We start from the raw sequence: 22,376 nt of genomic DNA, 5'->3' as shown, positions 1-22,376 counted from the left end.
AAAATGTATAAATTATTTGTTTCTAATATTTTTCTTAATTCATAAATCATATAACATCAATTGGTTTTTATAAAAAATAATAGCAAATATCAATAAAAAAGTTTTTAGAAAATTAACATTTCCGATATATTTTTCTTAAGTTTTTCTAATTTATTTGAATTTTGACCAATAAATGCAATCTAGCCTTAAATTAAAAAAGGCTTATCAAGATATTTATTTCATTTTGTTCCATGTTAGACCAAATTATTTTTATTTAGTTGCTTTTAAAATACTTTATATTATTAACTTAAAAATATTTGTTTGATTAAATTTATTATAAAAAATTTATAGCTTTTAAATAAACAATATAAAATTAGTTTGAATTAGGTGGGAAAATGCAAGATTATAGCGTTAAACTTAATAAGGATTTTAGTTATTCTCTTTTTGCTACATGGAGAAAACAAAAAGGTTTTAACCCAATAACAATAGTTGATGCTGAGGGTTCTTACATATATACAAATGATAATAGAAAAATACTTGATTTTTCTTCTCAATTAATGTGCTCAAACTTAGGTCATAAAAATAAGAGAGTTATTTCTGCTATGATAGAGCAAATGAATAAGGTTGCATATGTTTCCCCTTCTTTTAATACACCTATTAAAGATGAAATTGCAAAAGAATTAAAATCAGTTTTACCTGAAAATCTTGTAAAATATTTCTTTGCAACGTCTGGCACGGAAGCAAATGAAGCTGCAATTAAGATTATAAGAATGATAAAAGGAAAAGAAGGAAAAACAAAAATATTATCATATTATAATTCTTATCATGGATCAACAAGCGGAAGCATACAGTTAACTGGAGATTTTAGGAGAATTGCTGTTGATTCATTTGAAAGATCACCAGGTTTCTACCATATTCCTCCACCATATTGTTATAGATGTCCATTTAATCTAAAATATCCGGAATGTAACTTAGCATGTGTAAAATATGCAGAATATGTTTTTAAAAATGAGGGTAACATAGGCGGAATTTTTGTTGAACCGGTTATAGGGACGAATGGTGTAATAGTACCTCCAAAAGATTACTTAAGAGAATTAAAAAAGATTACAGAAGAAAACGATGCAATATTTGTAGCAGATGAAGTTATGACTGGTTGGGGAAGAACAGGAGAGTGGTTTGCAGTTAACCATTTTGGAATAAAGCCTGATATTTTAACTACGGCCAAAGGTATAACTGGTGCTTATTTCCCATTGTCTTTAACAGCTGTAAATAAAGAAATATCGGATTATTTTGAAGACAATTATTTTGCACATGGTCATACTTATGAGGCACATCCATTGGGATTAGCCGCAGCGGTTGCAGCTATTAAAGAATATAAAGAGAAGAAGCTTGTTGAAAATGCAAAATCATTAAGCATTGAATTAGGCAAGAGGCTGGAGGAATTTAAAGAAAAACACAAATCTGTTGGAGATGTGAGATATATAGGTTTGTTTGCTGCAATTGAACTTGTTAAAAATAAGGAAAAGAAAACACCATTTAACACATATAATGAAAAAATTGAAGGAAAACAGCTAGTTGTTGATAAAGTAGCAAGAAAGGCATTAGAAAAAGGTGTTTACGTAAACACATGGGTATCTCATTTAATAATTGCTCCACCATTAATAATAACTAAGGAAGAACTTGAAAATGGACTGGATGCAATTGATGAAGCTTTATATGAATCCGATAAGGAGGTGGAATAAATGGAATTACATATAGTAAAAAATTTCATTGATAACGCATATCATGAAGCAATATCTGATAAATATTATGATGTATATAATCCAGCATTTGGTGAAGTAATAGCAAGGGTCCCTGAAACACCGAGAGAAGAAATAGATAGAGCAATAGAAAGCTCAGTTAACGCATTTGAAAGGTGGAGCAAGGTACCTGTTACTGAAAGGATCAAATACTTATTTAGACTTCATGAACTAATTCAAAACAATATTGATGAAATAGCTAAAACTACTACAAATGAGCATGGGAAAATATTTAATGAATCAAAAGGAGATGTGATAAGAACACTTGAAAATATTGAGGCAGCATCTGCAGAAGTTTATCATATGATGGGGAAAAATAATACCGAAATAGCAACAAATATTGATGAATTTATGATAAGGGTTCCTATAGGAGTGTTTGCGATAATATCCCCATTTAATTTTCCATTAATGGTGCCTTTTTGGTTTGTTCCATATGCGGTTGCAACAGGAAATACTGTAATTGTAAAACCTTCAGAGAAAACACCTTTATCGATGGAACTTGTTGGCGAATTAATAAGGAAAGCAGGATTTCCTGAAGGAGTAATAAATATAATTAATGGTGGATCTGATGTAGTAAATAGACTGCTTGATAGCAAGGAAATAAAAGGAGTTGGTTTTGTTGGTACAACAGGTGTTGCCCAATATGTGTATAAAAAAGCATCTGAAAGCTATAAAAGAGTAATTGCTAATGGATCTGCAAAGAATTTTGCAATTGTAATGCCAGATGCGAATTTATCTCAAACAATACCAAACTTGATTAGCTCTTTCTTTGGTAATGCAGGTGAAAGGTGTTTAGCAAACTCTGTATTAATTACATTTAAAGAAAATCATGATAAGGTAGTAAGTGAGTTTGCAAGAGCTTCTTCAAAAATTAGACTTGGATATGGTTTAGATAAAGATGTTGATATGGGGCCCTTAATTAGGGAAGAACACAGGCAAAAAGTTAAAAGTTATATAGATTATGGAAAAGAGAATAAAATAAAACTTATAATAGATGGAAGCGATAAAGTTCCAGAAAAATATAAAAAAGGATTTTTCTTAGGTCCAACAATATTCGATGAAGTCCCTCTAGACTCAAAATTAATAAAAGAAGAAATTTTTGGCCCAGTTGCATCAGTTATCGTTGTGGATAATTTTGATGAGGCATTGAATATCATTAATAGCTCAAAATATGGAAATGCTGGGTCAATATTTACTGAAAGTGGTTATTATGCTAGAAGATTTGCCAATGAGGTTAATGCTGGGAATATAGGTATTAATATAGGAATTGCTGCTCCATTAGGATACTATCCATTTGGAGGGATGAAGGATTCATTTTTTGGAATGCTTCATGCCCAAGGAGGAGAAGACCATATAATGTTCTATACTGAAAGGAAGATTATCATAAACAGGTGGTTTGGTTATTCCGAAAAAGAAAAAGAAACTCCAACAACTCTAAAATAAAATTTAAAAGATAATTTCATAAATACTTAAATTTTATTGAATTAAACCAAGTAAATGAAATTAGCTATAGTTACCCAATGAAAATGACGGGGAAAATAATGGTCTATGGCTTAAACAAACAGCAATGGATTGAAGTATTATCAGCATGGTTAGGATGGTTATTAGATGGATACACAACAATAGGTTATGCATTAGTTGGTTTAACTATTTCAACGGTTTTCTTTCCTCCATCATTAAAGGTTGCGGGTATTGTTTTAACATTTGCGGGTTTTGGTGTTGGCGCATTAGCAAGGTCCATTGGATCTTTAGTTTTCGGAAATTACTTGGGTGATAAACTTGGAAGAAAAAACATGCTAATTACAACAATTCTTGGATTTTCTTTTTTATCTGCATCAAAAAGCATCTTACCTAGTTATAATCAAGTAGGTATTATTGCTCCAATCTTACTTTATATTATACTATTCTTTGAAGGAATGTTTGCAGGAGCGGAATATGGAGGAGGATCTACATTAGCTATGGAAAGTACTCCTCCGGAAAGAAGGGGATTTGTTGGAAGCTTTGTACAAAGCGGTTATGGAACTGGATATTTTATAGTATCATTAGTATTAACTGGTATATCATTAGTAACTGGTAAAGCATTCTCAACTATTGGTTGGAGAATTTTATTTGCAACGGCTTTAATTCCTGGTTTGATCGCTTTTTTAATGAGATTATTTGCCAAGGAAACTAAAATATTTGAAGAAATGAAAGGAAAGAATGAAATAGAAAGAGTTCCATTAAAATCACTATTTAAATATTCTCCAAAGCAAATGATTATAGGTTTATTAATAACCACTGGTTTACTAGGAGTAAACACTGCAACATTTTCATTTTGGCCTTCAGTTATGAATGAATTGAAATATGATGAATCTTTAATTGGAATAGGAGTTGCGATAATAAATTTGATATCACTATTTGGTGTGTGGTTTGGGGGTTTTATTGCAGATAAAATAGGAGGGAGAAAAATCCCAATGCTTATATATGCACTATTATTTGCTATAACATCATATTTTCTGATTGTTTACGGTTATACAAGGAATTTCGAAATTTTTGTTACCTTGTTTTCTATACAAGCATTTATTGAAGCTATGATATTTTCAACTATACCAGCTTTTCTCTCAGAGATTTTTAGTAGAAAATATAGAACAACTGGGGTTGGTTTTACATATAATGGGGGTGCAATAGTTGGAGGATTTGCAATAAGCATGATATATGCAATTTCCTATTTAGGGTTATTGAATGCTTGGATTATAATTCTTTATTTATTTACGGCAATAATGCTAATAGGCATAATATTAGCTCAAGAAACTTGGGGGAGAAAAATAAATAAAGATTTGATATACGAATAAAAATTGTTGGTGTTGAAGAATTTTAAGTATGTAAATATAAAAAATACCTTTAACAATAATTTTCTATAAATGAATCAAATTTATACCATAACCTTCGAGGAAATAAAATAAATGAATCATTATATTTATAGGCAAAAATCTTCCAAGCCTTACACCTTAATGAGAGCCGTCCCATTTTTTAATCTAATATAAAGCCATTAATATATTGAATAATACGAAATTTAATTTTTATATTTCTTAAAACTTAGAATATACTTCTATTCCTAAAATTTGACATGCGTTTTCTGCATCTTGATCTATATAAGGTGTAGCAATAATAAGCCTTGATGCTTTCTTTCCCGTTGTCTTTTCAAAGAGCTCCGCTTTCTTTTTGAAAGTAAAAGGATCTGATCTTTTAATATGAGACGAAAATTCTATAAGCAAAATTTTGTCACCAATTATTGCCATATCTATTTCTATAATGGAAGGATAGCCATATACAACTCCTTGGGAATCATTATATACCCACTTTTCTATTTTATAATTAAGTTCTTTTTCAAGCACTCCTTTAAGAAGATTTTTTACAGTATCTTCGGTATAAACTCCCCATCTCGCTCCTAATGCTGTTAAACGGATGTCCATAGATTCAAATCCTCTCATCATTTCTTGTCTTAGTTTGTTAGTTTCAGCCCTTAGGCTATTAGTCTCCTCTCTTAACTTATTCATCTCTTCGATCAAAAGATTTACATCTTGTCTTAGTTTGTTAGTCTCAGCCCTTAGGCTATTAGTCTCCTCTCTTAACTTATTCATCTCTTCGATCAAAAGATTTACATCTTGTCTTAGTTTGTTAGTCTCAGCCCTTAGGCTAACAATTTCTTCAGTATTTTTTTCTAATCTTTTAATCATCTCCTCTATTCCTATAAGACCTACTACTTCATAGCGAAAATTTTCATCCTCTTTCAATAACCTTATTATTTCTTTTTTTAGATCAATTTTAGATTCATTAGCCAATTAATACACCAATTATTATTTGTTAAGAAATCCTAATAAATGATTATTAAGTCCATAATTTAGATTTCCTAAAAATATAATGTTAGAAATATGAGCTAGATGATTATAAATAAGTTATGATTATAAATACCTTAATGATTCAAAATGATGCAAAAATTTAAAAGAGATTAGATAAAAACGCATATTACAAATTTGTTTTAATAAAACAAATATTGTGGTTTCATTTAATGTATTGTTTGATTACCAATTATTATATATCTTAACGTTTTTTAATGCTATAAAATTTATTTTAAATAACTCTTAATTCTTTGTTACGTAAATCAATATTATTTTATGGAATCTTAATAAATAACGTCTTACTTAAGAATTTATTCTTTGAATTAAATATTTGAAACAAAAGAAAAAGTAAGCACTTCACCCTAAGTACATGGTTCAGGTGATAAAGTTGAAAATAGTTGATGGTTTTAAAATATGCGGGTATGATGATGATAATGCAAAGTCTGGAATAACAGCAGTTTTTCCTATGAAAGAAAATGTAGCAAGCGTTTACGTCGCAGGAGGCTCCCCAGGAACTAGAGATACAGAGGTTATTGATTTAGAGAAAAGGAAAAACCATGAGGTTAATGCAATATCTATCGTTGGAAGAAGCATCTATGGATTAAAGGCAGTTGAGGGAATTGTTGACTCCTTAAGAAAAGATAACATAGGATTTAAAATTAATAATATAATTGTTCCAATAGTTCCTTCAGCTGTAATATTTGATTTTTATTATAACAATATCTTACCAGATGAAACATGGGGGATTAAATGCTATAAAAACATGAGTCAAGATGTTAAGATAGGGAACTATTGGGCAGGAAAGGGTGCGACTGTTGGAAAACTTATGGGATTAGAATACATGATGAAAAGTGGTCAAGGTTATTATAAAGAAGGATTCGGAAAAGTAGAAATAGGGGTTTTAACTGTTGTAAATGCAATAGGGGAAATAATTAATGAAAAAGGGGAAATAATAGCTGGAGTTAATATGAATGGAAAAATTATACCTTCTCAAGAAATTTTAAAGAAAAAGTTAATGAAGAATTCTTCTATTAATACGACAGTATCCATAGTAATGACTAACATAAAAGCATCTGTAGAAGAAATGAAATTAATTGCAAAATCTGCTTATCTAGGAATTTCTAGAAGAATAAGACCAATAGGACTATCTTTAGATGGAGATGTCGTTTTCTCTGTTACAACAAATGAAGTTGAAGAAGATATTGATACTATAAGAGGTTTAGTTGAAGATATAGCATCTAAGAGTGTTTTATCTATATGGGGAGGTTAAATGGATATAGATGAGGCAATAGACGAGATAAAGAAAGACATGATAAATTTTTTAATAAAAATTATTAATATACCTACAGAAAATCCTCCAGGATTGAATTATGAAAAATTTGTTGATTATATGTATGATTTTTTAATATCTTTAGATTATAATATAAAAATTGTTGAGCCTAAAGAAGAATTAAAAGAATTAGTTAAATATGGTAGCGGAAGAAGACCAAATATAATTGCAAATTATGGAAATAAAGGTGTTAAAATAGGATTTAATTCCCACTATGATGTTGTTCCTGCTGGAAAAGGGTGGTCTCACGATCCATATAATGCTACTATAGAAGAAGGTAAGATTTATGGAAGAGGATCATCAGATATGAAATCTGGTATTGCATCTCAAATTTTTGCAGTAGAAGCATTAAAAATTATGAATAATATAAAAGATAAAATTACGATAAGACAATTTATTGTACCAGATGAAGAAACTGTTGGAAACAAAAATGCAGGGACTTATTATTTAGTAGAAAAAGGTTTTATTAATAAAGAAAATTTAAATTATTTAATTTTCACTGAGCCATTAAATCCAACTAATATTGGAATAGGTCACAGAGGTGCATTATGGGGAACATTTAATTTATATGGTAAAAAATCTCATGGTGGTTTTCCACAAAAAGGATTAGATGTTATAAGATGTGCTTCAAAAATAATTAATTACATTTATGAAATTGCAGATAAAAGATCGAAAACCATTTCTAAATATCCAATAATTCCTGAAGAGGCAAAAAGACCATCTTATTTAGTGGGAACAATAAATGGTGGAGAATGGATGAACACAGTTGCTGATTTCCTAACATTTTCTTATGTAAGAAGATTAATACCTGAAGAGACCTTGGAATTTGCTAGAAATGAAGTAAATGAAATAATAAAATATACTGAAAATGAATGTAAGGGGATTAAAATTGAATTTTTACCTTATTATGAGGTAGATAATATAATGTTTCCTGTTGATAATGGAGTTAAGATTATTTCAGAAAAGATTAAAGAAGTTTATAATGTAAATCCATCAATTGTTTTATCTCCAGGCACATTTGATATAAGGTTTATATATAATAAAGGAATCGAATCGTTTAATTATGGGCCAGGTTTATTAGAATTAGCTCATGCAACAGATGAATATGTTTATGTTGAGGATTTAATAAAATCAACAAAAGTAATATCATTGTTTTTAAAAGAATTTTTAAATAAATGAAAAAGGAGTATAGATTAAATTATTCTATTTATCTTATTTGCGATTAATACAGATTAAATAAATTAGTTTTCAAGAAAATATAATGAAAATAGATATTTTTTATTAAATATTTTAATATTTATTTAAGGTTATCATTAGAATACATATTTTTGTTGATTTATTTAAATTAAACATTATATTAACTAATTTATATTAAGTCGGAATACTATTACTTTGATGATAATTCATATACAATAGTTTCCGTTTTTCAAAATTTGATTTGATTTCACTATATAATACTACTAAAATACATCATGATAGCTGCCATTAAAATATTGATTTCTTAGTATAACCATATAATAAGATAATTCAGTTAAAATCCATTCTTAGTATCAATTTAAATTATTTTTAACAGAATTAATAATATAAATGAGAACACATTATTAATTGATTAATTGTATTAAAAAAAAGATAGTTGATTTTCACTAAAGTTGCTTAATAGGTTATTTTTTATTTATGATTTCTATAGTAACCTTGTAGGTACCATTTTCTTCCTCTATGTTAACTAGCTTGTTTTTAGTTCTTTCACACCATGCTTTTGAATCAGCTTTTACTCCAGGATCTGTTGCATACAATATTATTCTATCTCCATTTTTTGCTTTCTTATATGCTTTAATTAACTCAGTAATAGGCCCAGGGCATGCCAAACCTTTACTATCAACTACTATATCTGCCATACACATATCACCTCCTTAAAACATAACTTCTAATACCAACAATCAAAAAACTAATTATAATTACAAATATCCCCCAAGCTAATAATACAGTCTGATATTGAGCTAATACTTGTGTTTTTAATGTTTGCGCAGCATTAGCGTTTAAGCCCGGCAATTCAAGTGAAATTCCGATCAATATTAAACCAATAACAACTCCAAAGACTAAGTTTAAAATATTTCTATATTTAGAAAGAGCATTATCAATTTTTGAAGATGAATCTGATGATACATTTTTTGATTTCTTTAATGATGAGGCCCAGCTGCTTAAATTAACATAAGTATAATAACCTGCTATTGTTCCCGGTATCATTCCAATAGTAAATATAACTCCAAAGATTGATAATCCTGTTAATCCTGACCAAAAGCCTCCTACACTGCATCCTTGGGCTATTCTTGCTCCAATTGCTAAGATTATTCCTCCTGCAAAGGCGATTATGATTTCAGCCACACGATTAGTTGTTTTGCTTGGTAATTTAATTTCAAATGTGCCAGTTAAACTGGTATATATAAAAGCTCCAATAATAATCATAAGAATAAAGAATGTAAATGCACTTATTATTGGGGTTGTTGAATACCAATTTATATCATTATGTGCTAAATTAACTCCAAAGGGATACAACAAATACTCTGTAAATAATCCTACAGGTGTTGTTACACCTAAATAATTAAAGAAGTGACCTGCTGCAAATATAAATGATGCTACCATAATTAATCCAAATACTGTTCCTAAAAAATAAGGAGATTCATAAATTTTTCCCTTATATTTATCTCAAATTCTTTTCTATTTTTTCTCATCCATAATGAAGGGATCAGAATTACGATAAAAAATACTATACCCATAAATAATGCAGAGATGCTAGATTTTCCTAATGTATATGGAATAAAATTAAGTGGATTTCCATTTGCTATACTTAAAAAGCCTGTTGTATGCCACCATTTGTTTAAATTTAATCCGTTGAATATTGGGTATGCAAATATAAATGTTCCTAACATCATCCCTAATATTTCAAACCAATTAACAACATATCCAACACCTGATTTCCATAGCATACCAAACATACATCCATTACCTAACATTATTCCAAATCCAAATATAAATGAGCCTAATAAAGTATACCATCCAGCACCAGGCATAAAATAATATGCATCAATAAAAGGAACAATTTTTGATGCGGTCAAAATACCAACGGCTAATGCAGAAACCCCTATACCAGTTAATATCATTTCATAAACCTTACTATATTTCAATCCCATAACTTGATGAGTTGCAACAACTATACAATAGGTATATTTTGCAGCTAACATACCTCCAATTATTCCAAGAAGCCCATAAAATACGCCTATAACCCAAACAGGGTAATTTAATAAGGGTAATGGACCCAAATTACTCACCGTTTTCTTTATATACATAGAGAAATATATAAATATTTGATTTTTCTCTTTATATAAAACCTACCAACAAATAATTAAATACTAATTAAGTAAACACTTAAATATTTTGAAAATTTTTTTATTTATCATGCGTTTATATATAATTTTCTTATAATCCTTTAGTAACTCCATTTATATATTAGCCCAAATTTTTTGATCCTTCTTAATAACATTAATAAATTAAGAGTTGGTAGTTTGTTAAAAATATATAACATAGTAGTCTTAATTGGAAAATATTAAAAACGAAAATTTTAAAAAATTTTTCATGTGGGGAATAGTTATTTTAATTATGGGAAAACATTTAAGATTATTGTTATTTATTGCATCTGCTATGATTATTTTTTATAAAATATCTATTATGGTTTATTGAACAGTATTAAATTTTGGCTTTTTTAATAATATATAGTACCTAAATCAGACATCTAATGACATAAAATAATTATTAAAATACCTATAAACTCAATCTCATATTTGGCTTATTCCGTAATTTGGAATAAGATTATAAATATTGATATTTTATATTTATTATAGAAAATATAAATTTTAATTAAAATAATTCACATTTATTAATATATGAATTCGTTTTGTTAAAGACGAAATTACAATGACTCATCACTCAATTTATTGTCGTATAGCTATCTGATTATTTTAGAATTAAAAAATATATTATCTTAAGCTTATCTTTTTCAAACTTCTCACCATCTCATTATTTTTAGTCTTTATAAATGTTGAAGCAAAAATAATAATCAATGTTAGATAATTTTTTAATAGCATTTATTCAAAGTTCTTCGTTTTCCTCAAGCCTTATTTTTATATTCTTTTTAAATGAATATATTATCGCACCAGCAACTAACCATGCAACCATGGAGAATGTTCCAATTAATATATAATAATTTATTGATAGAAATGAACCATAGATTGCAAAGATATACAAAGCAGTAGAAATTAATGGTATTGTTATATAAGTCCAACGTAGTTCTTTATGCTTTCTGAAATAAAGTGGTAGTGAAGTATTTACAAGGATATGCTCGATCAGTGTACCTGTACCAGTCCAAATCCCTGTTATAAGAAATCCATTTAGTGGGCCAAATAGCCATCCGGTTATAGTAAATAAAATAACGCCTACCAAAGTGTTTACTATAAGCGCAATATGCGGACTTTTATATTTTGGATGTGTATCTGATAATTTATCAGGCAAAAGACCATCTTTTGACATAGTATACAAATCCCTTGACCCTGCATTTATTATTGCTAAAGTATCAACAAAACCACTATTTATCAAGAATATAAAAAGAATTGCTGCAAGTATAATACCTCCATCTTTGAGAGCTAAGACAAGACCTGGAAGGAAATAGTTAAAATATGTACTCATATTTTGTGGTCCCCATCCTATCGTCATTGCATAGCTTTCAAATAAAAATAATAGACCAAGAATTAAGATAGTAAGTGTAACACCTCTTCTTATGTTATAATGAGCCTGACGTGCTTCAGCTCCAAGAAATACCATTGATCCCCATCCGGCAAGTGATGTAAATGAAAATACCATACCCAATGCCACTCCATTCCAGCCTGTAGGAGAATAAGCTGGTGTGAAAACCTTAAGATTAAATGGAGTTGGAGTCCTAATTAATATAACGATTGCAACAATAATAAGTAAAAGTATTTCAGCAGTGCCAGTATAAAGACTATACCTTAGAGAATTTTTAATTCCAGAATATGCTAGCAAAAATGCTAGAATACCAACAATAAGCCCAATTGGATACCAAAACCAACTTGGTACATTTATTCCAAAAGCCTGTAATCCATATTGGATTGCAAGTGCTGTTTCAAAATATATGAAAGGTGTGGCTCCTATTACTGTATATAGTATATACGTCCACCCACCAAATGCTCCGAGTCTCGGTCCTAATCCACGTTCAATATATCTGTAGTATCCCCCGCTAGAGGCAACTTTTCTAGAAAATGAATATACAACAAATCCTGCTGAAAGAATTCCAAAGAGTGCAAGGATATATGTTAATGGTAAAGAACCATAAGCAAAAGCAGCAGCCCCAGTCATTGTGGCTGTGACAGCTATCGCTGGGGCTGTAAATGAAATAGACTGAAAAATTAGTTCCGCATAAGTAACAACACCTTTCTTTAAATCTTTGCTTCTTTGTGATAAAAGTTTATCCTCGCTTTCCATAATCCCACCCAAATATAATGTACTATTTTAACACCCCAAATCTGTGGGATTAACCTCTGCAAATTCTTGTTGTAAAAGATCTATATAAATTTTTATTATAACATATTTATATTGTGATATGAAATATCAAAATAACATTGTTATGAATATATTGCAAAAATTTTTATCTTTTTGATGATTGTAATAATATAAAAATAAACTTATGTTAATTTATATAAAATATTTTTTATATTCTGAAAAATTTTAAAAAGTGGAAATTTTATGAGAAATCTACTAGTAAATATATACAAGAATTCAATACTTTATTTTTACTTTAATTAATTGTGATATCATGGTTAAAGTAGGAGATAAGGCTCCAGTTTTTGAGGGTATAGATGATTCAGGAAATAAATTTTCGTTAAAAGATTTTCTGGGAAAATATAACATAGTCGTGTATTTTTATCCAAAAGATGACACCCCTGGTTGTACTAAGGAAGCATGCTCTTTTAGAGATAATTGGGATTTATTAAAAAATCTCGATACTATAGTAATAGGAGTAAGTTCTGATGATATTGATTCGCATAAAAATTTTAAGAAAAAATACTCATTACCTTTTATCTTAATAAGTGATAAAGATAAAAAAATTAGGAAATTATATGGAGCTGATAGCTTTTTAATACCAAGCAGAATTACTTATTTAATAAATAAAGAAGGAATAATAACTCTAATTTATAAGAATCAACTAAATCCTCAAAGTCATGTTATAGAAGTTTTAAATAAACTTAAGGGAACATAATAAAAACAAAATCCTTAATTTGTTAACTTTATAATAGAAATTTAATAATATTAAAGATGATTTAATTGATTAAAGGTTAAAAATTATGCCATGATGTCAATTCGTTTATTATCTAAAATTCCTCAAATAATTGGGATTAATTATATTAATGCATAATATAATGTATCCAATAAGGAATATAAATTTTTAAAATTAAATATATAATGGTGAGAAATTGGAAGAAGAAAGTAATGTAGTTGCATTTGGACCCCTTCCAAAAGCCTTTTATCAATCTTTATTTGAACCATATGCAAATAAGCTTCAAAAGAAGGTTAATATTGAGGTATTTTCTGATTTAACAAATATGGATAAAATAAAAGATGCATTACAAAAAGCAGATGTTATTTTAGGAGATCATACAATGAAAATTAAAATTGATAAAAGCTTGTGTGAAATGTTTGGGCCTCGTGTAAAATTATTACAACAACCCTCGACAGGTTTTGATCATATAGATATAGAGGCATGTAAACAAAAAGGAATTCCTGTTGCAAATATAGGTTCAGCCAATTCTTTATCTGTTGCAGAATATGCAATCATGGTTGCATTATCTTTGTTAAAAAGGTTAATCTTAGCTAACAACAGCATCAAAGAAGGTAAATGGTATCAGTGGGAATTAATGGATATGGGAACCTATGATTTGTATGGAAAAAGCTGGGGAATTATTGGTATGGGAAGGATAGGAAAGGAATTAGCAAAGAGATTAATTCCATTTAATGTTAAGGTTTTTTATTATGATAAAGTAAGACTTAATGAAAACGATGAAAAAAATTTAAACGTAACATTTAAACCAATTAATCAAATTCTTAGGGACAGCGATATAATATCTCTTCACGTACCATTAACCAATGAGACAAGAAAAATGATAACAATGAGAGAATTGAGAATGATGAAGCCATCATCAATTTTAATAAATGCTTCAAGAGGAGAACTCATTGATAATGAAGCTTTGGCAAATGCGTTGCAAAATGGAATAATTGCTGGAGCAGCTATAGATGTGTTTGATAAAGAACCCCCTGATATAAATCATCCATTAATTTCTTTGAGCAGAAAGAATCCCAATGTAAACTTAATATTAACTCCCCACATTGCTGGCGCAAATACTGATACAAGAATGAGGATTATACAAGTATCAATAGAAAATGTGATAAGAGTTTTATTGGGACAAAAACCTGAAAATGTTGTCAACAGTGATTAAAAATGGTAGAAATAAAATTATCTGAGGCATTAGCAAGAGGATTAATAAATTTAGGAATAAAAAGAATTTATGGTGTTATAGGAACAACTGTATTAAATTTTTATGATGCTCTATATGAATACAAAAATGAGATAAAACAGATAACAGTTAGAAAGGAAAACGTTGCTATTTCTGCTGCAGATGCTGAGTATAGAACAACAAAAAAACCAGCAGCAGCAGTTGTTCATGCTGGAGGGGGATTTTTAAACTCATTAACAGGTTTAGGTATTGCAATGAAGGATAGATCAAGATTATTACTTATTACTGGAAGTGTTAAGAGAAGATTGAAGAACACGGACTCATGGCTAGAGGTAGATCAAGAAGGGTTATCTAAAGCATTAAATCTATATCATTACTATGTAGAAAGCCCAGATGTATTTGTTGAAAAATTTGAAAAAGCTATGATAGACCTTTTTTATGGAAATCCAAAACCGGTTGTCTTAGAAATTCCGGAAGATATTTGGGATAAAAAAATTAATATAGATGAAAATAATTTTCCAAATATTAGCTATGAAAAAGAAGAAAATGTTAATGAAGAAGATGTTAAAAGGGTAAAAGAAGAAATTTTGAAAAGCAATAAGCCGTTGATTTTAGTTTCTAATGAAGTTAATTTTGAAAATTCTAGAAGTTACATTTATGAATTATCAGAAATAACTGACTCTTACATTTTAACAACAGGAAATGCAAGAGGGATATGCGAGGAAGATCATCCAAGATGCATAGGCAGAGTAGGTTATGGTGGTGGATCTCTTTATGCTGATAATGCATTGAAATCAACAGATTACCTGTTAGTCTTTGGAGAAGGCTTTGATGATATAACAACATATGGATTTAATTTAACTCCATCTGAAAGCATAGTTGTTATATCAAATGATCCTTCATCAGAACTAAGGCCATCATATTATGAAACAATTAAAGCAGATCCATTAGTTTTTCTAAAAGAACTTGTGAATCAATTGAAAAGGGATACCAAAAATAAGAAAATTAATGATCAATGGAAAAAAGAAATAGAAAAATACAAAAATGATTGGGACAATCTAATAAAACAGACGCTTAAGAGAAAATATAGAGATGCCGTAAATCCTGCTTTGTTCTTTTCTAAACTTAATGATGCATTAAAAAGAAATAGAATCATCATAGGAGGTCAAGGTACCCACGTTTTATATACATATGATTATATGAAAGTATATGAATTTGGAGGATTTATGGCTGCAACTAATCTAGGATCAATGGGGTTTGCCTTACCTGCTGCAATAGGAGCAAAGATTTCAAATCCTGATCGAGAAGTAATAGCAATTATAGGAGATGGTGAGGCTTTAATGAGCATTGAGGCCTTGCAAACAATAAAAGATGAAAATTTGGACGTAAAAATCATAATTGTTAATGATAATTCATATCGTGTCCTTTATTTAAAGCAATTAATTAATAAATCTAATAGAATTTATGGAACAGAACTAAATAACCCTGATTTTGCTAAATTAGCAGAATCGTTTGGTATTAGGGGAATAAAAATAAGTAGGGATGAAGAAATAGACAATTCTATAAAAGAAATTTTAGCTAATGGACCAATAGTCGTTGATTTAATAACTAGTAGAGATGATATGCCTCCAACAAATACTGAGATGGTCTTAAAGATGGACCAAACATAATTCTTAATTATTAAATTTTTATTAAGATGAATTTGATTAAAAGAAATACAGCTTTATTAACTTAATTTTTATTAATTATGGGATTTCCATTTACATAAAACAATGATTACATATATACGCATTCTTATGTTACATAGTAAAGTAACATAATTATATTAAATTTTTTCTATTTTACATTATAAATAAGGTAATAAAATTTTGGGTAAAAATATATTATTAAACCTGTTTTTTGAGGGTCTCATATAGTAAATACATAATACATATAATATTTTTATAATATCGAATTAATATTTACAATAAAAATTTTTATAACAAGGTTTTTATTTATATTTATAGGCATCTCATAAGGTAATTAATTATTAATGATTTATTATTAAAATTGTAATTCAAATCTTTGAATTAAAAATTAGTTAGCATTTACCTAAAGGAATACCATTTTTAATTGCCCTATCAATTATTTCTTTTGGTAATTGCTTATAATCAAAGCAAGGTTTATTAATTGTCATTTCTTTCATTATCTTTAAACCAATTTCCTTTAAATCCTTCGTATTATAAAGCTTTAAACCAGTTTCCTCTAATAATTTGTTTGCCTCCTCTTCACCTTTTTTATTTTTTACATCATAATAATTTGTTTGATAAAATAGTGTTGATAAAGCAACTCTTTCAGGTTTCTTTACAGATCTCATATGATATCCTAAAGGATCATAACTTAAATCAACCCTCTTATAATATATTGGTGAATAAAGATATTCAATTCTACCATCCCATAGATATTTTAATTTTTTAGACCATGTAAAAAGCCAATGCTCTACATGGTATTTATCTCTACATCTATGACTTAGATCTCCACAAAATGATATTAATGGATAATAAACCAAATAATAAAATTTATCATCAGAATTATAAACAAAATCTTTAATTTTTTCTATTAATTTATCAGTTGCTATAAAATCAGCATCCCATATTAATACATATTTATAGTTAACATGCTTTAAAGCTTCATTTCTAGCAATATGCTGTCCTAATGGTGGTTGTTTAATTAATTTTATAGGTAATTTTGATGATAATTCTTCAATAATTTGTGTTGTCTCATCATTTGAAGAATCTACTACAATATATTCATCAACTAAGTTAGATATGCTTTTTAATGATAAATCTATCCAATCAGGTTCATTATATGATAAAACGACTGCACTAATCCCTTTTTCTTTACCTTCCCTTCTAGAATCAACAAAACTTGGTATTGTTAAAATATTTGATATAAAATTGCTTAAAATAAAAACACCTCTTCTACCTAAAATTTTCCTTCTTGCAACCTTAACCATTTTTGTTTTCCAATCCATTTTTATCAATTTTAAAGAAAATGAGATACTTTTTAAATTTTTATTGTTTTTTAATTAAAGCTAATGTAAAAACTTATTTATCTTTAAATGCTAAAGATAATCATAAACCTCGTATTAATTTGAGGCAAAACGCATTAAATAATTCATATAGATCTTAAAAAATAGGTTAAAAATATAATAAATTATTTTGCAATTACTTCTATTCTTTCTCCTGTTGCTTTAGGACCTAAAGCTGCTATATCTAATGCAACTATTATTGCAAATGCAAACGTCGTAAGGTAAAGTGCTGTTGGCCCTGATGTTACTAAAACAGATCCTAAATATGTTAGAAATATAAAAGTTCCTAATCTACTTAAACTGTACTGTAATCCATCAGAAGCAGCCCTTACCCTTGTTGGGAGTATTTCAGCCATATATTGATGATACGTATTTGAAAATAGATTTAAAAAGGTAGCCAATAAAAATCCAGAGGTTTCAAGTAGAATAACACTATGAGAATATCCGAATAATACACCTAGTACACCAGCTAAAGTCATGTAAACAACTATTTGCCATTTTCTATCAAATACCTTCTTGTCTATTAAAAATATTGACAATAATGAACCAATGAAATACCCAGTATAGATTACGAAAGTCATAGTTGTAGATTTAGCAAAGGTGAATCCTTTTGAGTACAAAACTGTTGGAGCCAATGATGTGAATCCATAATATACTGCTGCTTGGAAGAATTGGAATATTAATAGCATTACCATCCTCTTTAGATAAACCCCTTTAAAGGCCTCACTTAGTGGAACCTTTTCAGTCTTTATAACCTCAACCTCAACTGGTTCCGGTAACTTTTTCCCTTCTTTTATAGCTTGTTGTTCAAATTGAGAAACTATCTTATCAGCCTCATCATATTTATTGTGGACTTCCAACCACCTAGGTGATTCTGGTATCATAAATCTAAGAGGTATTATTGTTAAAATACCTATTCCACCTACCCAATAAATCCATTGCCAATGACTAGGTATAGTAAATAGTGATATTAACGCAACTATTATTGGTGAGATCCATGCTATTGTATAAGCTATTGCTAGCCTATTCCCTCTTATTGCTGCAGGATAAAATTCGGTACTCATTATATCTACTACTAATATCGCCTCGGGTCCAGCTCCAAGTCCTGCAATAAACCTTAAGGCCCCCAAGACATATATGTTAGGAGAAAATGGAGTTAATAGATATGCAATGCTCATTATAATCATATTTATTACTATTACTGTCCTTCTCCCTAAGAGATCCCCAATATATCCTAGTAATATTACTCCAACAAATGCACCCAAGAAGAATATAGCTATGGTATAAAATATTGCTGATTCGATGCCAACATGATAATAAAGATGTATTGGAGTAACTGTAAAACCTCCGGCAAATAAATCATACAAATCAAAAAATTCTCCAAGACTTAATAACATGAGGAGTTTTGTATGTAAACTGGTCCATGGTAATCTATCTAATCTTGCAGCAATAGAATACCTTTTCTGGCTAACACTCAATTACATCACCTTTTGTATACATAAATCATAAAAATAATAAATATTAAATAAAATGGGTTTTATATAAGATAAATAGATTTCAGTATAAAATAATTGATTTGGGATAGAAACATGGTGGAAATAGTTGATGATACGCTTAGAGAAGGTCTGCAATCACCCGGGATGAGTTATAAAATTGAAGAAAAAATAAAAATTGCTGAAATGCTAGGTAATGCTGGAATACAGAATGCATTAGTTAGTTATCCTTCTGCTCATTGGTCTGAAAAAAAGGTAACTGAAGATATAATAAAAAGAAAGCTAATAAAGAATGTATATGGATTAGGAAGAGCTTTTAAAAATGATATCGATCAAATTTATGAAACAGGTGCTCATATATCTCTCCATTTTCCTTTTAAATATGATAACATTGATAAAGTTATTGAAGATATAAAGTATGCTATTAAGCTTGATGATATGACTACTGTAGCTTTGGTTGATGTGGTTTCGAATAAAGAAATTATAATAAACATTTTGAGAAAATTAAAAGAAATTGGTTTAAAAAAAGTTCAGCTCCCAGATACAACAGGTAATGCTAATCCAGTATTTATGAGATCATTAATAAAACAAGCTATAAATGAGATAGGAAAAGATGTTGAGATTGAAGTCCATTGCCATAACGATTATGGATTATCAATAGCTAATTGTTTATCCGCTATAGAAGAAGGGGCATCCTCAGTTTCAGCAACAGTTTATGGGATAGGCGAGAGAAATGGGATATCAGATTTATTTACTATATACTATGCCTTAAAAAAGATGGGTTATAATATTTCATTAAATGAACAGGCCTTATTTGAGTTATATGATTATATGAAGGAACTTATTTTAAAAAAGATAGGAGTAGAATTCTTTATAAAAAATTTTCCAATAGTAGGAGAAAATACAAATATTATGACTGCAGGAACCCATGCACATTTTTCATCAGTCTTTTCTCAAGAAAAATATTCAATTAATGTATACGTTGGTAGAAGCATGATTAAAAAAATCTTAGAAAAATATAAAATAAGTTTAAGTGATGAGAAGCTTTCTAGACTAGTTGAACTTATTAAGGATGTTAGTGTTAATGAAGGTAAATCACTTTCTTATGATGATGTTCTGAAATTATCCAAAGAGGTGTAATTATGAGAGCAATTGAAATAGGCCATATAGTTGCTGGACCTACAGCAGGACTATTATTATCATTATTGGGATTCGAAGTTATAAAGATTGAAAAACCTAAAGAAGGGGATATTGCTAGAAGGCTACCTGGGAGTAGCTCAGGAACATTTCCATATTTAAATTACAATAAAAAAAGCATATCTTTGGATATTTTTAAAGAAAAAGGGAAAGAAGCATTTAAAAGGTTAATTAAGACATCTGATGTATTAATTGATAATTTATCTCGTGGAACACTGCAAAATGCGGGTTTGGGATATGAAGAATTAAAAAAGATAAATCCAAGATTAATATATGCATCAATTAAAGCATATGGTTATGGGCCATACGAAAATAGAAAATCTTTAGATTATCCTATAGAAGTTCATAGCGGTTTGGCATATATGACAGGTTTAAATGATAGACCAATGAGATTAGGGGCATCAATTGTTGATATAGGAGCTGCAATGTTTGCCGTTATAGGTATAATGCAAAAAATTTTGGAAAGAGAAAAAACAAATGAAGGAGGAGTTGTTGATATTGGTCTATTTGAAACTGCTTTATTTTTTGTTGGACAACATATATCAACATATCAAATATTAGGTAAACCTATAAAGCCAATTAATGAAGAAGGATTTGCATGGGGTATTTATGATTTTTTCAAAACAAAAGATGATAAATCAATTTTCATAGCAGTAACAACAGATAAACAATGGATTGACTTTTGCAATGCCTTATCCTTAGATATATGTAATGATGATAGATTTAAGAGAAACGAAGACAGATATAAAAACAGAAGCTTCCTAATACCTTATCTTAATAAAATTATTAATTCTTTTAATTCTTATGAGCTTATAAAGTTATTGGATAAAAGCAATATAAGCTATTCTATCTTAAATAAACCATGGGATTTGCTTAATGATGAACATGCAAAGCTTAAAATGATAAATGTATTATACCAAAAAAGAGAAATAGTTGTTCCTAAGCCTCCATTTTATACTTCAATAAAAAGCAATGTAGCCCCTGATCTTGGTGAAAACACGTATGAAATATTAAGAGAACTTGGATATAATGAAGATGAAATAAAAATAATGGAAATTGAGGGCGTAATTTAATTATGAATCTGATAAGATATTTGATAATAATTTATATATAGAATTTCTCAAATGATATAATAGGTTAGGCTGCGAAATCTCAAGCTTTTTGCTTAAAGCGTCAACATTAATTTTCCTAGGCCAATTAAAATAACCGTATTTATAAGCATTATAAAGTACTTCATACTCTCTTTTGCTTATATTACCTACATCAAGGAGGACCTTAGACATCCATGAAATAATAATTCCAGTACTTGCTTCATTATAATCAATATTCAATATTTTATTTCCACTAGTTATTTCTTTTATAAAAGAATCTAAGTTCTTTTTGTTTTTTAATAATATAAGAAATCTTTCATAATTATCACCTGCTATTGTTGGCATAAGCAATGCTGAATCATATTTTACTAGAGTCTTTACAATTCCATGGCCTTCTTTAACGCCATTTATAATAAACGTGCTTTTTCCTATCTTATTAAGATCGAATTTAGTGAAATCACTATATCTTACTTTCCACCTTTTTAATTCATAATCTGATCCCCTTTCTAATAATTTTAGCATAATGGTAACGGAATTAAGTTTCTCATTTATTGGAAATACTGATAATGAAAGAATTTCTTGGTTAATATCATGAGATATTTTCGAAAGACCACAATCGCTCTTAACTGTTAAATCTAATATTAGCATTGGAAATTCCTATTATAAATTTATTATATTAGAAGTTATAAATATATGTTTAATTTAATTTTATTTCTGAAATAATTTAATTATATGCATATGTTACCATGGAATCAAAATCTTTTGTTATTTTATGATTATAGTTATGATAAAAAATCAATATTTTTACAAAAACATAATCCATTTATTAAATTTCAAGACATAACATCTTAGATATAAATTGCTGTGATGATTTCTTTGTTAATTGCTGATATTATATATTTTTTAAAGAAAAGTTGTATAGTGATTTCAATTATTCTTAAATTCTCTTATGATTGAGAAAT

18 protein-coding genes are annotated in these 22,376 nt (G+C 28.6%); 10 read left to right on the top strand and 8 right to left on the bottom strand.

Going from position 1 to position 22,376, the window contains the following annotated elements; all coding sequences use genetic code 11:
- Window positions 1-374 precede the first annotated feature (374 nt).
- From CALAG_RS00900 to CALAG_RS00890, 3 genes are all read left to right on the top strand, one after another.
- Window positions 375-1,721 carry an aminotransferase family protein gene (locus CALAG_RS00900; RefSeq protein WP_015231869.1) on the top strand — a complete coding sequence of 449 codons (1,347 nt, stop codon included), beginning with the start codon at window positions 375-377 and terminating at the stop codon, window positions 1,719-1,721.
- Window positions 1,722-3,221 (top strand): CoA-acylating methylmalonate-semialdehyde dehydrogenase, encoded by a 1,500-nt coding sequence (locus CALAG_RS00895; protein WP_015231868.1) that lies wholly within the window; start codon window positions 1,722-1,724, stop codon window positions 3,219-3,221.
- Window positions 3,222-3,319: 98 nt separating this feature from the next.
- Window positions 3,320-4,609: an MFS transporter gene (locus CALAG_RS00890; RefSeq protein ID WP_015231867.1), complete on the top strand. Its 1,290-nt coding sequence runs from the start codon at window positions 3,320-3,322 to the stop codon at window positions 4,607-4,609.
- Window positions 4,610-4,846: 237 nt separating this feature from the next.
- Here the strand turns inward: CALAG_RS00890 and CALAG_RS00885 are convergent, their stop codons facing one another.
- Complete coding sequence (locus CALAG_RS00885; protein WP_015231866.1) at window positions 4,847-5,599, bottom strand: PD-(D/E)XK nuclease family protein; 753 nt, start codon at window positions 5,597-5,599, stop codon at window positions 4,847-4,849.
- Window positions 5,600-6,044: 445 nt separating this feature from the next.
- On the opposite strand from CALAG_RS00885, the gene CALAG_RS00880 reads away from it, so the two are divergent.
- Both CALAG_RS00880 and CALAG_RS00875 read left to right on the top strand, forming a co-directional pair.
- The gene (locus CALAG_RS00880) at window positions 6,045-6,926 is read left to right on the top strand and encodes a P1 family peptidase (protein WP_015231865.1); all 882 of its coding nucleotides are present in this window, start codon (window positions 6,045-6,047) and stop codon (window positions 6,924-6,926) included.
- Window positions 6,927-8,165, top strand: a complete 1,239-nt coding sequence (locus CALAG_RS00875; RefSeq protein ID WP_015231864.1) for a M20 family metallopeptidase — start codon at window positions 6,927-6,929, stop codon at window positions 8,163-8,165. It abuts the gene before it with no gap.
- A 482-nt stretch (window positions 8,166-8,647) separates the two neighbouring features.
- On the opposite strand, the gene CALAG_RS00870 is transcribed toward CALAG_RS00875, so the two are convergent.
- The 4 genes from CALAG_RS00870 to CALAG_RS00855 all read right to left on the bottom strand — a co-directional run bounded on the left by CALAG_RS00870 (window position 8,648) and on the right by CALAG_RS00855 (window position 12,536).
- Window positions 8,648-8,881 (bottom strand): sulfurtransferase TusA family protein, encoded by a 234-nt coding sequence (locus CALAG_RS00870; protein WP_015231863.1) that lies wholly within the window; start codon window positions 8,879-8,881, stop codon window positions 8,648-8,650.
- Window positions 8,882-8,888: 7 nt separating this feature from the next.
- Window positions 8,889-9,626 (bottom strand): YeeE/YedE thiosulfate transporter family protein, encoded by a 738-nt coding sequence (locus CALAG_RS08070; protein WP_048816644.1) that lies wholly within the window; start codon window positions 9,624-9,626, stop codon window positions 8,889-8,891.
- A gap of 20 nt (window positions 9,627-9,646) precedes the next feature.
- Window positions 9,647-10,303, bottom strand: coding sequence for a YeeE/YedE thiosulfate transporter family protein (locus CALAG_RS08065; RefSeq protein ID WP_048816643.1), 657 nt, complete (start codon window positions 10,301-10,303; stop codon window positions 9,647-9,649).
- A gap of 826 nt (window positions 10,304-11,129) precedes the next feature.
- Window positions 11,130-12,536, bottom strand: a complete 1,407-nt coding sequence (locus tag CALAG_RS00855; RefSeq protein WP_015231862.1) for an APC family permease — start codon at window positions 12,534-12,536, stop codon at window positions 11,130-11,132.
- Between the two features lie 331 nt (window positions 12,537-12,867).
- Here CALAG_RS00855 and CALAG_RS00850 point away from each other — a divergent pair, with 331 nt between their 5' ends.
- From CALAG_RS00850 to CALAG_RS00840, 3 genes are all read left to right on the top strand, one after another.
- Window positions 12,868-13,311 carry a peroxiredoxin gene (locus CALAG_RS00850; RefSeq protein ID WP_015231861.1) on the top strand — a complete coding sequence of 148 codons (444 nt, stop codon included), beginning with the start codon at window positions 12,868-12,870 and terminating at the stop codon, window positions 13,309-13,311.
- Between the two features lie 214 nt (window positions 13,312-13,525).
- Window positions 13,526-14,545 carry a 2-hydroxyacid dehydrogenase gene (locus tag CALAG_RS00845; RefSeq protein WP_015231860.1) on the top strand — a complete coding sequence of 340 codons (1,020 nt, stop codon included), beginning with the start codon at window positions 13,526-13,528 and terminating at the stop codon, window positions 14,543-14,545.
- Between the two features lie 2 nt (window positions 14,546-14,547).
- Window positions 14,548-16,233: a thiamine pyrophosphate-binding protein gene (locus CALAG_RS00840; RefSeq protein WP_015231859.1), complete on the top strand. Its 1,686-nt coding sequence runs from the start codon at window positions 14,548-14,550 to the stop codon at window positions 16,231-16,233.
- Window positions 16,234-16,643: 410 nt separating this feature from the next.
- Here CALAG_RS00840 and CALAG_RS00835 read toward each other — a convergent pair whose 3' ends face one another.
- Both CALAG_RS00835 and CALAG_RS00830 read right to left on the bottom strand, forming a co-directional pair.
- Complete coding sequence (locus tag CALAG_RS00835) at window positions 16,644-17,576, bottom strand: glycosyltransferase family 2 protein (RefSeq protein ID WP_083859901.1); 933 nt, start codon at window positions 17,574-17,576, stop codon at window positions 16,644-16,646.
- A 182-nt stretch (window positions 17,577-17,758) separates the two neighbouring features.
- Window positions 17,759-19,030, bottom strand: a complete 1,272-nt coding sequence (locus tag CALAG_RS00830; protein ID WP_048816857.1) for an MFS transporter — start codon at window positions 19,028-19,030, stop codon at window positions 17,759-17,761.
- Window positions 19,031-19,222: 192 nt separating this feature from the next.
- On the opposite strand from CALAG_RS00830, the gene CALAG_RS00825 reads away from it, so the two are divergent.
- Both CALAG_RS00825 and CALAG_RS00820 read left to right on the top strand, forming a co-directional pair.
- Window positions 19,223-20,266 carry a hypothetical protein gene (locus CALAG_RS00825; protein WP_048816642.1) on the top strand — a complete coding sequence of 348 codons (1,044 nt, stop codon included), beginning with the start codon at window positions 19,223-19,225 and terminating at the stop codon, window positions 20,264-20,266.
- A 2-nt stretch (window positions 20,267-20,268) separates the two neighbouring features.
- On the top strand, window positions 20,269-21,396 hold the full coding sequence (locus CALAG_RS00820; protein WP_015231855.1) for a CaiB/BaiF CoA transferase family protein: 1,128 nt from the start codon (window positions 20,269-20,271) through the stop codon (window positions 21,394-21,396).
- On the opposite strand, the gene CALAG_RS00815 is transcribed toward CALAG_RS00820, so the two are convergent.
- On the bottom strand, window positions 21,397-22,062 hold the full coding sequence (locus CALAG_RS00815) for a helix-turn-helix domain-containing protein (RefSeq protein WP_015231854.1): 666 nt from the start codon (window positions 22,060-22,062) through the stop codon (window positions 21,397-21,399).
- Window positions 22,063-22,376: the final 314 nt, after the last annotated feature.

Source organism: Caldisphaera lagunensis DSM 15908, from assembly GCF_000317795.1.
Classification (GTDB): domain Archaea; phylum Thermoproteota; class Thermoprotei_A; order Sulfolobales; family Acidilobaceae; genus Caldisphaera; species Caldisphaera lagunensis.
Note: the sequence above shows the minus strand (reverse complement) of the source record. Positions and strands in the feature narration are given on the sequence as shown.